This is a genomic window from Methanothermobacter sp. DP (assembly GCF_026692625.1).
Taxonomy (GTDB): domain Archaea; phylum Methanobacteriota; class Methanobacteria; order Methanobacteriales; family Methanothermobacteraceae; genus Methanothermobacter; species Methanothermobacter marburgensis.
Genome location: NZ_CP113501.1, coordinates 1,626,125 through 1,641,171, shown reverse-complemented (window position 1 = coordinate 1,641,171; position 15,047 = coordinate 1,626,125). Strand labels below are relative to the sequence as shown.

The following is a 15,047-nucleotide window of genomic DNA, read 5'->3' as shown; positions in this document are numbered from 1 at the left end:
AGTTATACAAGGGGTTCAGGTGACAGTGGATTTCTTTCTGAATTTTTCTTCCCCGAAGTCCCCATCATCTCCAATCTGAGTTCAATGAACCTCTTACCCTTTTTTGTGCACGCATATATGGGTATTGAGGAGCCCACCTTCAGCAGCGCCCTTCTATCTGCTATTCGCCTTATGTACTTTGATGCACAGGCTGTTACAACATCACATGTATTGATTATTCTCTCTGCGCCCCTGTAATCTATTCCCGTGAGGTGAACCGCAAAGAGGTATATTTCTCCATCACCGATTTCCCTTAACTGCTCTGCCTCATCTGGATCCTTGACTGTGACTGCAACCCTTCTGTAACCCATTTCAAGAGCCCTTTCAACGCCCTTAAGCTGGTCTATCGTTGCCCTTTGAGGGTCAAGGACATTTTTGGGGCCAATTTTTTCTATAACATCCTTTTCAGGAGAGGTGCTGATGAAACCTGATATCCTTCCGCCTATACCCTGTGCAAGTTCTGGTTCTGTTACAATGACAGTTCCTGCCCCATCGCAGACCATCACGGCTGCGTCCACATCCCCCCCGGCAAGGAGTGTTGAGATAATCTCTGAGATGCCAAATGATAGAAAATCCCTCATCCTTAATTCACGGTTGGCTGTGCACATGCCAAAATCCTTGATGCGAAATTCAATATTCTGGCGGACCGCCTCAGATGTGATCTTTTCAATGCCACGATACTTATGGAACAGGGGGCAGTAGTGGATCAGTGGCTCTGATACATGGACCACCTTACCGTCCCTCACTGTAACCCGGGTTTTGCCCAGGGCCTCTATTACATGTTCACCCACAGAGAACACCTCAACGCTGGGGATATGGAAATCCTTCGGCAGGATCAGGTTTCAGGATCAGTGAAGCATCTGACCTCAGAAGCGCATTTACAGTTGCACTGAATGAGCATAGCGTCCCTATACCACATGCAACCCTCTCATCACCAGATATGATATCCACAGTTATATAATCTTCCATTCTTACATTTTCCCTTACCCCCGCCCTGCCCATCCTGTGGAGGATCCTGTTGCCCAGGGCCCCCATGGACCTGTCAAGCCAGAAATGTTTGAGAGGGCAGAGGTCACAGTAATTCCTGAAGAGCCTGTTCCATTTACTGCTTCCAAATCCCGCATCGATTTCAGCCCTTATGGTAGCATATGCTATGCAGCACCCCCAGTTCCTTCCGATAACCTTTCCGTCCTCAATGAGGTATGAGTGAACCCTCCTACCCCTCCATTCAAGTCTTCCTGTGATCCCCCTCTCATACTTCTCCATTCCAGTGTTCCGGGACCTTCCTGAGGCAATTTCCTTTCTCAGGGACTCCACCCTTGAAGCCGCTATGTTGATTGCGCAGACCGGGCAGAACCCTGAGGCTGCGGATACAATTTCTTCGCCGCTTTTAGAATAGAGAACAACCTTTATACCTGCCCCTTCCCTTTTAACCTCAACGGACCCCCCTTCTGACCATATCCTGGATATGACCATGGATGCTGTGTTAACAACCCTTCCATACCCTGCCATTTCTGCAACGCGCTTCTGGTCCCTTTTATCTGTAAGAAATGGTTTCAGGGCATCTGAAAGGTCATCATCAATAAAACCCGCGTTTATCTCTGCGTCGAGAACCGCCGGGGCCCACGTTATGTCCGAGCCCTCCCCAGCCAGCTCTCCCGAGGGGTCCAGTATACGTGCCCTGACGCCCTCAGGGTACTCTGAGGTTTCAACGATGAATTCCTCCTCTGAGAGATGCCTGAGTACCAGGTGACATGCTCCACATGCACCCTCTGAAAGATCAAGACCCCTGATCTGCATGGACCTCCCACACTGCAAGTGACTGACTGTATCTATGTTGTCAACCAGTAATAATGGTTGCACCATGGGGGCTTTCATGCATCGTAGGTGTTTGACAGAAAAGTTTAAATTAGATGAAAACTGATTTTTTATAAGCTACGCCGGGGTGGCTCAGCTGGTTAGAGCGCACGGCTCATAGGGTATTAAGCAGTGCTCTGACTTTTTCCTGGGATACCGTGAGGTCGCGGGTTCGAATCCCGCCCCCGGCATCTTGAAACCACTTTTTTTATTATACACTGATGATCATCTGTTTTATGGTGGCAGTACATCAGCAGACATATCGAGTCCTGTTAATTCTGCTATTCAATTTCTTAAGGATCGCATCACCAGTCCTCAACTGGTCATTTATCGAATCAACTTAGTTCTGCTATTCTTATGCGGTAGCAAATACACTGAACACCTGTCCGATGCAGTGCCGGGTCATGAGGTGACAGTTAAAACCTGTAAAATCATTAATATAATTCAGTGACATACCTATACTGTGATAGAATTTAAAGAGGGTTGGAATGCCTAGGAGATATGAGGGTATGGCCTACTGGGAGATGGTCAGCCGGCAGATGGGCTTCATTTCAAAGACCGAACAGTTAAGGCTCAGGGATTCAACTGTTTCTGTAATTGGATGCGGTGGTATAGGTGGGGCTGCAGTTGAGATGCTTGCAAGAATGGGCATAGGCAGAATCCGGATAATAGACAGCGACGTATTTGATGTCTCAAACATCAACAGGCAGCTCATGAGCAGTTTCAGCGCCCTTAAACTCCCCAAGGTTGAAGTTGCAGCAGAACGCATCAGGACCGTGAACCCATTCGCCGATGTTGAGGTATTTCATGAGTGTTTCACAGAAAAAAATGCCTCAACCATAATTGATGGGAGTGACGCAGTGGTGGATGCCCTTGATAACATAACCTCAAGGGTCATGGCATCAAGAAGATGCAGCATCCAGGGCATACCCTTCATACACGGAGCCATACATGGATCCATGGGCCAGGTGAGCGTCTTCACATCCGATTCCCCATCCTATGAGGAACTTTTCAATCTACCATCCAGGGGCCTTGAACTTACAGGGGATGTTAAGGCTAAGCTTAAAGAGCTATCATCTGAAACTCCGCCGGTCATAGGGCCTGTGGCCAATGTTACCGGGTGTTTGCAGGCGGCTGAGGTCTTTAAACTGATAACCAGGAGGGGCGATCCAATAGTCGCGCCTAGGATGCTGAAATTTGATCTGCTCCTTGGCGAACCATTCAAAATTGTCGAACTGTAATGGCCAAAAAATATATAAACCAGTAGAAGGAAAGTTACTTCCGGTGACAGTTAAGCTCATGCCACGGAGGCATAACCCATGTCAGATAAGATTGGAAAAATAATAGCTAAAATGGATGAATGCGGAGTAAAATTCGTCCGCCTTCAGTTTGTGGACATACACGGAAAACCAAAAAACATGGCAATACCCCTGGTAAGGCCAGACCAGATAGAGGACATAATAAAGGACGGTCTCCTCTTTGATGGATCATCAATTGAGGGATTCGTAGACATAAACGAAAGTGACCTGGTCCTCAAACCAGACCCGGACACCTTCTCAACACTCCCATGGAGGCCAGAGGAAAAGGGTGTCTGCAGATTCATCTGTGACGTATACTGGCCAGAGGGAAAACCATTCGAGGGGGACCCAAGATACGTCCTTAAAAAAGCCCTTGACAAATACGCCCACCTGGGCTACGAATACAACGTCGGACCGGAACCCGAATTCTTCATCCTGGACCAGGACGAGGATGGGAACATAATACCCCACGACTGCGGCGCATACTTCGATGTGGAACCAGTGGACCAGGGTACAGACTTCAGAAGAAAACTAGTGATGGACCTTGAGGCCCTTGACTTCGATGTTGAGGTAAGTCACCACGAGGTCGCCCCAGGGCAGCATGAAATAGACTTCAAATTTGACAAGGCACTTAAAACAGCAGACGCCGTCATAACCTTCAAGCAGGCAATAAAGGCTATCGTGGACAAGATGGGTTACATGGTAACCTTCATGCCAAAACCATTCTTCGGAGAAAACGGTAGCGGTATGCACTGCCACCAGTCACTCTTCAAGGACGGTGAAAACGTATTCTATGACCCTGACACCGAGACCCAGCTATCAGAGGAAGCCATGTACTTCATAGGAGGGCTCCTCAAGCATGCCCCGGCACTATCAGCTGTATGTGCACCGACAGTCAACTCCTACAAGAGGCTCGTGCCAGGCTATGAGGCCCCTGTGTACATCGCATACGGCCTCAAAAACAGGTCAACCCTCGTGAGGATCCCTGCATCCCGTGGTAAGGGAACACGTGTGGAACTGAGGATGCCTGACCCCTCATGCAACCCTTACCTTGCATTTGCAGCCATGCTGGAAGCAGGTATGAACGGTATACAGAACAGGATTGACCCCGGCGAACCAACTGAAATCGATGTATTCGAAAAATCCATCCCTGAACTCAGGGAAATGGGAATCGAAACCCTCCCATCAAGTCTGTGGGAGGCATACCATGCCCTTGAGGAGGACGACGTCATCAAGGGAGCCCTCGGGGACCATGTCTATGAGAAGTTCATGGAGATAAAGCACAAGGAATGGGACGACTACCGGGTGAGGGTCTTCAAGTACGAACTTGAAAGATACCTGGACATCTAACCCTCCTTTTTTTATTAAACTTTAAATAACTCCCCTCCCTATTTTTTATATGGTGTTTGCTGATGGCTGAAGAGACCAACCAGAAGATGATGGAGATTCTGAGGATCCTTGCAGAGCACGACGACGTCCTTGGAGCAAAGATAATAGCATCAGAACTTAAAAAGAAGGGCTACGATCTTGGAGAGCGTGCTGTCAGATACCACATGCGCATACTTGATGAAAAGGGCCTTACAGAAAGGGTTGGTTACGCCGGAAGAAGGATAACAGAGAAGGGGCTGCAGGAGATAAACCGTGGCCTCGTCTACGACCAGGTGGACTTCATATTCTCAAAGTTCGAGAGTATGATCTACCGTACAAGTTTCAACCCTGATACCCTTGAGGGAAAGGTGGTTGTAAACACATCAAGGATATCCCCTGAATCCATTGAAACCCTGAAATATGTCATGAAAAACGGTTTCTGTTTGAGCCCCCGCGTCAGGCTCGAAGAACACGATGGGGAATTTGTAATAAGTACCATCTGCGGGACAACGGTTGATGGTCTTCTGCTAATGAATGGAATCCCTGTAATACCCCAGTTTGGGGGGCTTGTGAGGTTCGAGGGGAACAGGCCCGTGAACTTCAGGGAACTCATAGCATACAAAAAGACATCGATGACCCCCCTGGAGGCATTCACATCCGAGAACATGACCTCAGTTCTGGATGTCATTGAAAACGGAGAGGGGACCGTACCTGCAAACCTGCGCCTTATACCTGGAACCGCACGGGAGGAGGCCATTAAACTCTTCAGAAAACTTGAAGGAGTAGACATATCAGGCGTCCTCAAGGTGGGTGAACCAGGGGAGGATGTCCTGGGAGTCCCTGTGGCTGACGGCATGATTGGGGTTGCCATAATAGGCGGAATAACTCCACTCTGTGCAATACAGGAGGCAGGTTACAGCGTCGAAATTAAACTGGCAGAAAACCTCATTGACTTCAGAAACCTGGAACCCCTCGTAAAACCTGAGGGGATTTTGATGGCATCTGCACCTGAAAGGGGTGTCAGAGTCAGATTCCTGCTTTCAAAGGCCTGGAACCTCATAAACAGGGTTGATTTCAACCACAGGGATTTTTCTGGAAGGGTAATTGCAAACATATCCCTTGTTAAAAGAGAGGATCTTGATGAAGCCCTCGAGATCATACGTGACGTCCTGGGGAAGCGCCCCGAATTTTCAACCCTGCCACTTATAGGAATCACAGACGAAGGGAAAATGGCTGGAATTGCAACTGTCTGCAGCCTCACCCTGGACGGGATACTCATAAAGAACGGAATCATGTCCACACCAAAGTATGGGGGCCTCCTTGAGGTTGGAGTTAGGGATCCCCGCTTTGTTGAGCTAACAGCCTACAGCGGCTCATCCCTGGACCCCCATGAGATCTACGTTTCAAAGAATATGACAGCAGTTCTTGAAGCCCTTGATGGCCCAGGAAGGGTGCTTGCAAGTCTCCGTGAGGTGCCCTACCTTGCAAGGGATCACGCCACAGACCTCATTGAGGATCTATCAGAAGCAGGTTTCAGCATACTGAAAATCGGCAAACCCAGTGAGATAGTCTACAACGCCCGTGTGGAGAAGTACCACGCTGGGATAGTGACCCCTGGAGGCCTGAACCCCCTTGCGGCTGTCCGTGAGGCAGGTATCGATATAAGGATGAAGGCCGTTGAGGGGCTCATGGAGCTCAAGGAATTCATGTATGTTGACGAGGTGTAAACCGCCTTTTATAAAGAACTATGGCACCAGATACTCGTGTATGTTGACGGGGTGTAAAACTTATTTTTATAATGATCATAAGATTATATAATCAGAGACAAGGTGATTTATTTGAAAAAGGAAAATAGAATAGCAACCTGCGATGAACTCTGCAGGTACATAAGGGAAGAGGTTAAGCCAGGGGATACGGTGAGATTATCCCTCGGCCGCGTATACATTCCTGGAAAGGTTGTCACCAACAACTCAGGTGTCATACAGATAAAGATAGACAGTGACCTAATAAAGGGTCTTACAACGATTGACGTTGAGAAGCTGAAGGAATACCTCATCGAACTGGAGCACGAATGTGAGGGTGGGGTATGCATAATCGAGGCTGTCGATGAATGAGGTGATTGGATGTTCGCCGTGGTTGAAATAGTTTCACTCATAGTGGCTGGATTTATAATTGTGAGTCTGATGGCCCATCTGCTCAACAGAAAACCTGCATGAGATCTCCTTTTTAATTTTTGTTTTTCCGTTGAACTCTATTATTCCATGAGTTCATCCTCAATGACGCTTTTTAATTTTTATTCTGGTCTCATGGTAGGGTGTTCCATGGCCCCCCTCTGTCCTTCCATCCTCAATCACGGTATTTATACAGCCGCCCCTTGAGAGCCAGGTACCCCTGAATGACAGGGCGCATCCAGGATACACCTTATCAGAGGCCCTTACAGTTGCACATGTTCTGCCCGCACCTGATTCAAGGGTCACGGTTTCACCATCTTCCAATCCTGTTTTTAATAGGGTCTCTGGATGTATAAAGACCTCCAGTAGCTTCTCTTCATCATATGGTTCTCTGGATCCTATCCATTCCGAGTTCATTACTGTTAAAAGTCTGAGAGATTTCTCATCCGAAATTGCGACCTCTGAGGGGATTTCTGATGGTAAGATGAACCTTCCACTCTCGGTATAGAATTTGAAATCCTCAAATGGAACCTCTGGAATTCCAGGCACCCGGTATGGTCTTTTTAGAAGATCATGGATTTCTATTCCATGGTAATCAAGGACTGGTGCTGCTATGATTTCAAGCCATTCCATGAGGGATCCTTCCAGGTTATCAAGGTCCATGAACTCTGATAGTCTCTTTAAAATCCAGAATTCTGACCGGCATTCCCCTGAGGGCCTGACTGCCGCATTTACAGGAGAAATATGGGGGTGACCGTAACTGCCCACCAGATCGGTTTCCTCAAGGAAGGTTGTTGCTGGAAGAAATATGTCGGCAGCATATGACGTGTCATTGAGGAAGTGGTCGACCATGACCACAAGATCCATTTTTCTTAGGGCCCTCAGGGTTTTCATTGAATTAGGGCCCAGGTTCACCGGGTTGCCTGCAGTTATGAAGACGCATTTTGCCTCTGGTGAATCCAGATTCTCAAGGTCCCTTCCAAAAAGCGGCATGGATATTTTTCTTCTGTCTTCAAGGCATATCGATTCATCGAAACCGCCGTATTCATCAAAGCCGCTGCTAACGCCCCCTCCCCTGATCCCTATATTGCCTGATATGGCGGCGAGTGCATCTATGAACCTGCAGGTTATGTGGGAGTTGAAGTACCGCTGCAGTCCCCAGCCAATGATTATGCTGCTCGGGCCATCTGAATAGGTGAAGGCAAGGTCATACATCATCCCTTCAGGGACCCCTGTGATCCCTGATAGTTCAGAGAGGCTGAAGGCATCAAGGACGTTCAGGTAGGCATCTGAGTTCTCTGCATGGTCATCAATAAACCCCTGATCATGAAGTCCCTCATCCATGATGATCTTTGAAAGTGCAATTGCAAGGTACATGTCGGTACCGGGTCTAACCTGGCAGTGGATATCTGCTCTGGCGGCTGTCTCGGTCCTTAGAGGGTCAACTGTGACGATGGTTTTCCCCTTGCGCTGGGCCCTCCTTATTATTCTCCAGAGGTTAAGGTCGGTAACTGCCGGGTTACGTCCCCAGATGAATATGTTTCTGCTGTTGAGGTGGTCGCGTGGTTCATGGGATATCCTTTTCCCGAAATCCATTTTATGGGCCTCTATAGCTGTACCTCCACAGAGAGTTCCCTCAAGGGTTGTTGCCCCCAGAGAATTGAAAAACCTCCTGTTAAGAAGTCTCAGGGCCGTTCTTGCGCCGAATCCCTGATAGTAGACTATGGATTCTGCACCGTATTCATCCACACATCTGGTCATCACATCAGATATGATCTGGAGAGCATCATCCCATGATATGGTTCTCCACTGATTTCCATCTCTAATGAGGGGTTTTAGGATCCTTTTATCTGAGTAGAGCCTCTTCCTGTGGTAGATGGCTGTTTTTCTGCATAAAAATCCCCTGCTGTGGGGATGTCCTCTGTTTCCACCTATGGACCTGACCACTCCCCCCTCAACCCTGACTGTGAGACCGCATGAGCCTGGACAGTCCCTTGTGCAGGTTGTGAAGACTCTCATGGGAGACCCATTATACTCTGCAGGATATGTTCAGTTCCGTGAGTGATTTCAGTATTGCCGCAGCTATTCCATCATCTGATTCGAAGACTATAACACCCCTCCTTTTGGCCTCCTCAAGGGGTTTTTCCCCTATCCTTCTGCATATTACGATTTCACAGTCGTCAATAAGGTCCAGGACCCGCCTCCATCTATCATCGTGCTTCTCTATTTTCCCTCCATCCACCTTTCTTATTTCAGAAAATTTGATTTCATTATCAATCCTCTCAAAAACTATGAAAGCATCTGCATCCGCGAAGTGTCTGTTAACGTATCTACCATCATCAGATGCAACAGCTATCCTTATCACATGTATCACCATCAATCTCATATCCCTCATCATAGTGGCTCTCAAGTATCAGGTTTGTGAGGGAGTCAACAAAGGATATCCCCCCGCCGTAGCCTGCTATTCTTATTCTCTGTGACCCCACCCTATCGTAAACCGGGAATCCCATCCTCAGGAGTGGTATTCCAAGTTCCCTGGCGACCCTTGCGCAGTGGGAATTTCCTATAAGGACATCGACCTCTCTGCCAGCAAGGTTCTCCTTTAAGCCAAATATGTCCACTCCACTTTCTGCCGGGAATCGAAATCCCCATTTTCTCTGAAGCTGGCTGATTTTTTCATGGAAGTATCTGCTCCTGGAACCCGTGAAAACATATGGTTGCATTCCCATCTCAAGTACCAGTGATGTTACCGCAACAGCATAGGATGGGTCGGCAAATATGGCCACACTCCTTCCCGAGGTGTACTGATGGGAATCTATCATTGCATCCATCAGTCTCCCCCTCTCCCTCCTGATTGAGCGGGAGATATCTGAATGGAAAAGATCCAGGAGAACCCCTAAAAATTTATCCGTCCCTTCAAGGCCTGCAGGGATCTGGAGTTCAATGTTTTTAACCCCGTATTTCTTTTCGAGGAACTCGCCTCCACCGTACCCCCCAAGGTTTAGGGTGGCCATGGAGTCACCTGCCGTAGCTATGTCATGAATGGATGTTCCATGACGTGTTATAAAGTAGGGGTCACCATCGAAGGGTTCGTCGAGGGACTCTGAGTTATCGGTTATCATGAGGAAATCCACGCCGATTCCCTCAAGGATATTCTTTATCTCTGAGGTGTCCGCGGGGCTCATGATACCATTTATGATGTTTATTCTATCCACAGGTTCAGCATGCTCACTAACAAGTGATCTGAGAATGGATTTAACAGCGGCCTTATAGCCATCAATGTGTGAACCCCTGAAGCCAGGTGATGGAACCGTTATGACCTCAGATACTCCACTTTCCCTGTGTTTATTCACTATTCTATCAATGTCATCTCCTATGGTCTCTGAGAGGCAGCCTGAGATTACACCTATAACTTCAGGGCTGTACTGTTCTTCAACTGTCTTCAGGGCTCTTAAGAGGTTTTCTTCTCCGCCATACACGACTGTGGCTTCACTCAGGGAACTTGAAGCTATATTCACAGGTTCTCTGAAGTGTCTTGTGAGCTGAAACCTCATATATGTGCTGCAGCCCTGCGAGCCATGTATGAGTGGCATTGATCCCCTGATACCCAGGAATGCCATGACAGCGCCCAGTGGCTGGCAGATAATTCCAGGATTTATTATGGTGCTTCTACGCTTCACCGGACATGCCTCCTGGTCCTGATAACCTTTTTTTGCTGGCCAGGGTCCATATGGGACTTTCCAGAGTCCTTTTAACTTCCTCTGCAAAATTCAAGAATCCTCCAAAGCCTGAGAATGGTTTTATCCTATCATGGTTAAATTCACAGAAGGGTATTCCAAGCTTATAGGAGAGGTACTTTTCCTTGGCCCCTGAGACAACCAGATCAGGCCTGTATTTCCGCAGGAGTTCTGAAAGTTCAACTGGATTTGCATCATCAAAGAGTATCAGTTCCCTTCCTGACTTCTCCATTATCTTCAGGTAGTCTTCAGGAAGCCCGTTCTGGGTTCCGCTCATTATCACCTCCATTCCAAGGTCCCCGAATGCCCTTATAAGGGACCATGCCTTGTTACCACCCACATATATTGCCACCTTTTTTCCCTCAAGGACTCCTCTGTAGCCTCTGATCATTCCATGTGTTTTTTCTGCCATTGAGCTGATCCATTCCTCAGCATTGAGATCAAAGAAATCTGAAATTGATAGCAGGGAATCCATGGTCTCTTTTATGCCAAAAAAATTGACATTTATGTAGGGTATCCCGTATTTCCTCTTCATCTCCTCTGCAATGTAACCTGATGATTTGCTGCACTGTACAATGTTAAGCTGCGCTGTGTGGGCTTCTGAGATTTCAGCCACCGTTGAATCACCGGTTATGGATGAAACAACGTGAATACCCATTTTCTCAAGCAGACCCTTTATCTCCCAGAGGTCCCCTGCAACATTGAACTCGCCCACAAGGTTAACCGAGTTTTCCCTGACTTCAGCATCTCCACGTCCTATTATGTGTCTGAGAATAACATCGCAGGCTAGCTGGTGGCCGAGCGACTTGTTGAAGCTTCTGAATCCCTCAGACTGCACCGGTATTACCCATTTTCCTGTTTTGTTTTCTGCTGTTCTGCATACAGCCGCTATGTCGTCCCCTATGACGCCTGAAACACATGTTGAGTAGACGAATATGGCTGAGGGGGAGTGGATTTCATTTATCTCCAGTATACATTCAAGGAGTTTATCCTCCCCACCAAACACCACATCCTTTTCCTCAAGGCCGGTTGAGAATCCCGTCCTGTAGAGTTCAGACCTTGAGCTTCTGCTTCCCCTGATATCCCAAGTGCATGCCGCGCATCCCACGGGTCCATGCACAAGGTGGGCTGCATCTGTTATGGGCATGAGAACAACCCTCGCCCCCCCATACACGCAGGACCTCTGGGTTACCATGCCTGGAAGGGACTCCCTGTTACAGCGGGGCCCTCCCCCACTGCAGCTCCTTGTGAAGTGTTCTCTTCTGGGGGAGAGCGTGTCTATCACCGCTTCAGGGATCTCATCAACCTTTAAATCTCCTGTGGTGCCCGCTGAAAAATTCTCTTTACTGCTGCAGTTTCCAGTGCTGTGGTTCATAGTATTCCCTGAGTACCGTGTTTGTTATTCTGTTGAGGAGATTCACAGCCCCCCTGTAACCTGTGATGGGCACCCTCTGATAGCCCACCCTGTCATATACCGGGTAGCCAACCCTCACAAGGGGTATCCCGAGGTCCTGGGCTATGAGTCTGCCATCTGAGTTTCCTATCATGAGGTCAACAGGTTCCTCTGAGAGTCTCTCTTCAAGTGCCCTGAGATCTGATTTTATCATGACATTTATCCGTTCATCTGCCTCGGCTGCCACCGTCTTCATCCTCTCAATGAATAGTTCATTATCTGCGCCGGTGCAGGTGTGGAGTGGTGTTATTCCAAGTTCACAAAGGAACCTTGATATCCCCGCAACCATGTCCGGGTCCCCGTAGACCGCGGCTGTTCTTCCAAAGAGGTACCTTGAACTGAGGTCTGCCATGGAGTCAATCAGTATGCCTCTCTCATCAAGCAGTTCATCACTTACATCCTTTTCTGAAATCCTTGCTGCCCTGCGGACAAATTCATCTGTATTGCGGACCCCGATTGGCATAGAGTATTCCCCCGGAACCCTGAATCGTTTTTCAAGTGTGTTCAAAGCTTCATCCCCATACATCGTCAGGCTCAGTGTTCCCATACTGTTTGATGAGTCCTCTATTTCAGAAACCGCTGTCCCTCCCCGGGGATAGAATGGCATCTGCTCTGTTTTTGATGGTCTGAGGGGTGAATCAAAGGGGTCTGAGGTATCGGTGAGTATTATGGGAGTTATGTCCATGAGGTCAAGCATGTGCCCTATCTCCCTTATGTCGCCGGGGTTGACTATGCCGGGTATTATGTTGAGTTTATGGTTGCAGTCACCGTCCTCCCTGGCCAGGGCCTCTATGAATGATTTTATGGCGTTTCCATATCCCCTGAAGTGGTTTTCAACGAAGCTGGGTGTTGATATGTGAACCAGTTTTGTCTGGAATCTGTCTCCAAGTTCCTCGTGCAGTTCGGTTTCAGCGACCCTCATGAACCCATCCACGTCATCCCCTATTATTTCACTTGAACAGGTGGTTACAATTCCCACAAGGTCGGGCCTGAATCTCTTCACAAGGTTTTTAACACCATTTATTATGTTACTTCTACCCCCAAACACAGCAGCGTCCTCATGGAGCGATGTGACGGCTATCTCTGCGGGTTCTCTGAAGTGTCTGTTAAGCCCATATCTCACAAAGGTGCTGCAGCCCTGGGAGCCGTGAACCAGGGGCAGACCCCTCCTTATACCCAGGGTTGCGAACATTGCACCGAATGGCTGGCAGGTGACGAGGGGGTTTACCACAAGCTCCCTTCCCCTCTCCATCACGTTTATTTCTGGCATCAGTTAACATCCTCCTCGAATTCAAGCAGGTCCCATACAGGATTGTATATTGCCGCGTACATGTCCCTCGCCAGGTTAAGGAAACCCTCAAAGCCTATGTATGGCCCGTTTTCATATGAATGGATGAGTATACAGGGCACTCCAAGTTTATGGGCGAGGTATTTCTCCTTTATTCCTGACAGGATGATGTCTGGCCTGTATCTCTCGATGATCTCCTCGAGTTCCAGTGAGTTGGGGTCATCCACTATCACTGTACCCTCCCTGACCCTTTTCTTGATCTTCTCGTAGCCGTCTTCGTGTTCGAACATTGTTGAAACTGCAACCACTTCCATTCCAAGTTCATCCTCAAGTGGTCTGGGAAGATGCCAGTTTTTTGGGCCTCCTGAGAAAACCCAGACCCTCTTACCCCTTAGTTTATCCCTGAGATACTGAATCTCTGGGCCTATTTTTTCCATTCTATCCTCTATCACCCTCTCTGCCCTCTCGGGTATTCCGAAATACTCCCCTATTGCCATGAGGTTTTTTCTGCAGTATTCTATTCCAAAGAAGTCAACCTTCAGGTAGGGGACACCATATCTCTCCTCAAGGAGCTTTGCAATGTAGGTTGCTGACCTCTGACATCTGACCAGACTCAGCTTTGCCCTGTGCATCCACTTTATCTCATCATGGCAGCAGTCGCCTGTGAATGTGCTCAGGACGTTTATCCCCATCTCCTCAAAGTATTTTTTCAGGACCCACAGGTCCCCATCGATATTGTACTCCCCTATGAGGTTCACGTCGTATTCTGTGGTTCTCGGGGGCTCCGCGGTTCCCACCAGGTTCTCAAAGAGTGTGTAGTTTGCAACCTGATGACCCTTTGACTGTGTTGGACCCGCAAAGCCCGGAGCGTTTATTGCAACAACATCCTTACCAATCTCCTCTGAGACCTCCCTTGAGATTGCATCAATATCGTCCCCTATGAGACCTGTTGTACAGGTTGCGTAGGTGTAAACCGCATTTGCCTCAGGAAATTCCCTGACCGCCTCCAGGATACACCTTTTGAGTTTGTCCATACCACCAAACACCACATCAGACTCACTCAGATCCGTTCCTGTTATGTATTTGAGGTTGAAGTTTTCTATTGGGAACATGCTTCCATCAGGCATTTCCTGTGATGTGGGGTACCTCTTTGTACCGTAACCATATGCTGTGCATCCAACAGGTGAATGGATAACATGAAGCACGTCCTTTATTGCCCCGGTTATCACACCCTTTGCGCCTGCAAATGCGCATCCCCTCTCTGTCATGCAGCCAGGGATCGTTGTTGTGTTACATGCTGGTATGTCCTCCTGGGGATCCCCCTGCTTCTTTACATAGATGTGCTTTTTTCTATCTGGTATTTCAGCATCGACGTCAAACAGTTCAAATGGCATTTTGAATCATCCTTTGATTTATAAGGATAACTGAAGCCACTTTATCCATCTCGATCCAAGGATAAAGTTTTAAAGCGCTTCAGTACCTCTATCACCTGTCCTTATCCTCATCGCATCGTCGACAGGACATACAAAGATCTTCCCGTCTCCAATTTTGCCTGTGTGGTTGACCTTCATTATGGCCTCCACAACCAGCTGTACATCTGGATCCTCCACGGTTATCTGGATCATCCTCTTGGGAATGTACCTCATTGTTCCCCTCACCTCATCAATCTCAGCGGGGGGAGAGGGGATGGTGACCTCATCAATTATGGCCCTCTGCTTGCCCCTCCCAAGGACTCTGGTGGCGTTGAATGCTGGGAATCCCAAGGATTCAAGGACATCCCTGGTTTTCTTCATGCTTTTTGGTCTTATTATGGCGATTATTTCCTTCATCCAGACA

13 protein-coding genes and 1 tRNA gene are annotated in these 15,047 nt (G+C 48.2%); 5 read left to right on the top strand and 9 right to left on the bottom strand.

Annotation, left to right across the window (positions count from 1 at the left end):
* Positions 1-2: 2 nt before the first annotated feature.
* Both OXN82_RS08775 and OXN82_RS08770 read right to left on the bottom strand, forming a co-directional pair.
* A complete protein-coding gene (locus OXN82_RS08775; RefSeq protein ID WP_321211436.1) occupies positions 3-830 on the bottom strand; it encodes a methanogenesis marker 8 protein in 828 nt (275 codons plus the stop codon).
* A gap of 10 nt (positions 831-840) precedes the next feature.
* Positions 841-1,839 (bottom strand): hypothetical protein, encoded by a 999-nt coding sequence (locus tag OXN82_RS08770; protein ID WP_321211435.1) that lies wholly within the window; start codon positions 1,837-1,839, stop codon positions 841-843.
* A 139-nt stretch (positions 1,840-1,978) separates the two neighbouring features.
* Here OXN82_RS08770 and OXN82_RS08765 point away from each other — a divergent pair.
* The 5 genes from OXN82_RS08765 to OXN82_RS08745 all read left to right on the top strand — a co-directional run bounded on the left by OXN82_RS08765 (position 1,979) and on the right by OXN82_RS08745 (position 6,676).
* Positions 1,979-2,087 (top strand) — tRNA-Met (locus OXN82_RS08765).
* Positions 2,088-2,384: 297 nt separating this feature from the next.
* Positions 2,385-3,137, top strand: a complete 753-nt coding sequence (locus OXN82_RS08760; protein WP_321211434.1) for a HesA/MoeB/ThiF family protein — start codon at positions 2,385-2,387, stop codon at positions 3,135-3,137.
* 78 nt (positions 3,138-3,215) lie between these two features.
* Entirely contained in the window at positions 3,216-4,544 is a 1,329-nt protein-coding gene (gene glnA / locus OXN82_RS08755) for a type I glutamate--ammonia ligase (RefSeq protein WP_321211433.1), read from the top strand.
* Between the two features lie 62 nt (positions 4,545-4,606).
* Entirely contained in the window at positions 4,607-6,289 is a 1,683-nt protein-coding gene (locus tag OXN82_RS08750; RefSeq protein ID WP_321211432.1) for a DUF128 domain-containing protein, read from the top strand.
* 102 nt (positions 6,290-6,391) lie between these two features.
* A complete protein-coding gene (locus OXN82_RS08745) occupies positions 6,392-6,676 on the top strand; it encodes a DUF2097 domain-containing protein (protein WP_237778971.1) in 285 nt (94 codons plus the stop codon).
* Positions 6,677-6,835: 159 nt separating this feature from the next.
* On the opposite strand, the gene OXN82_RS08740 is transcribed toward OXN82_RS08745, so the two are convergent.
* The 7 genes from OXN82_RS08740 to OXN82_RS08710 form a co-directional block, all read right to left on the bottom strand.
* On the bottom strand, positions 6,836-8,752 hold the full coding sequence (locus OXN82_RS08740; RefSeq protein WP_321211431.1) for a molybdopterin-dependent oxidoreductase: 1,917 nt from the start codon (positions 8,750-8,752) through the stop codon (positions 6,836-6,838).
* A gap of 10 nt (positions 8,753-8,762) precedes the next feature.
* Positions 8,763-9,098, bottom strand: coding sequence for a NifB/NifX family molybdenum-iron cluster-binding protein (locus OXN82_RS08735; protein WP_237778973.1), 336 nt, complete (start codon positions 9,096-9,098; stop codon positions 8,763-8,765).
* Positions 9,073-10,413, bottom strand: coding sequence for a nitrogenase component 1 (locus tag OXN82_RS08730; protein WP_321211430.1), 1,341 nt, complete (start codon positions 10,411-10,413; stop codon positions 9,073-9,075). The genes OXN82_RS08735 and OXN82_RS08730 overlap by 26 nt, the downstream gene beginning before the upstream one ends.
* Complete coding sequence (nifE, locus tag OXN82_RS08725; RefSeq protein ID WP_321211429.1) at positions 10,403-11,845, bottom strand: nitrogenase iron-molybdenum cofactor biosynthesis protein NifE; 1,443 nt, start codon at positions 11,843-11,845, stop codon at positions 10,403-10,405. Before nifE ends, OXN82_RS08730 begins: the two co-directional genes overlap by 11 nt.
* Positions 11,814-13,193, bottom strand: coding sequence for a nitrogenase component 1 (locus OXN82_RS08720; RefSeq protein ID WP_321211428.1), 1,380 nt, complete (start codon positions 13,191-13,193; stop codon positions 11,814-11,816). Before OXN82_RS08720 ends, nifE begins: the two co-directional genes overlap by 32 nt.
* Entirely contained in the window at positions 13,193-14,605 is a 1,413-nt protein-coding gene (locus OXN82_RS08715) for a nitrogenase subunit alpha (protein ID WP_321211427.1), read from the bottom strand. Before OXN82_RS08715 ends, OXN82_RS08720 begins: the two co-directional genes overlap by 1 nt.
* Positions 14,606-14,674: 69 nt before the next feature.
* Positions 14,675-15,040 (bottom strand): P-II family nitrogen regulator, encoded by a 366-nt coding sequence (locus tag OXN82_RS08710; protein WP_321211426.1) that lies wholly within the window; start codon positions 15,038-15,040, stop codon positions 14,675-14,677.
* Between the last annotated feature and the right edge of the window lie 7 nt (positions 15,041-15,047).

Coding starts and splice junctions, on each gene's coding strand:
- glnA (WP_321211433.1), top strand. CDS start 3,216: ATGTCAGATAAGATTGGAAAAATAATAGCTAAAATGGATGAATGCGGA.
- OXN82_RS08740 (WP_321211431.1), bottom strand. CDS start 8,752: ATGAGAGTCTTCACAACCTGCACAAGGGACTGTCCAGGCTCATGCGGT.
- OXN82_RS08715 (WP_321211427.1), bottom strand. CDS start 14,605: ATGCCATTTGAACTGTTTGACGTCGATGCTGAAATACCAGATAGAAAA.
- OXN82_RS08710 (WP_321211426.1), bottom strand. CDS start 15,040: ATGAAGGAAATAATCGCCATAATAAGACCAAAAAGCATGAAGAAAACC.
- nifE (WP_321211429.1), bottom strand. CDS start 11,845: ATGAACCACAGCACTGGAAACTGCAGCAGTAAAGAGAATTTTTCAGCG.
- OXN82_RS08760 (WP_321211434.1), top strand. CDS start 2,385: ATGCCTAGGAGATATGAGGGTATGGCCTACTGGGAGATGGTCAGCCGG.
- OXN82_RS08770 (WP_321211435.1), bottom strand. CDS start 1,839: ATGCAGATCAGGGGTCTTGATCTTTCAGAGGGTGCATGTGGAGCATGT.
- OXN82_RS08720 (WP_321211428.1), bottom strand. CDS start 13,193: ATGCCAGAAATAAACGTGATGGAGAGGGGAAGGGAGCTTGTGGTAAAC.
- OXN82_RS08750 (WP_321211432.1), top strand. CDS start 4,607: ATGGCTGAAGAGACCAACCAGAAGATGATGGAGATTCTGAGGATCCTT.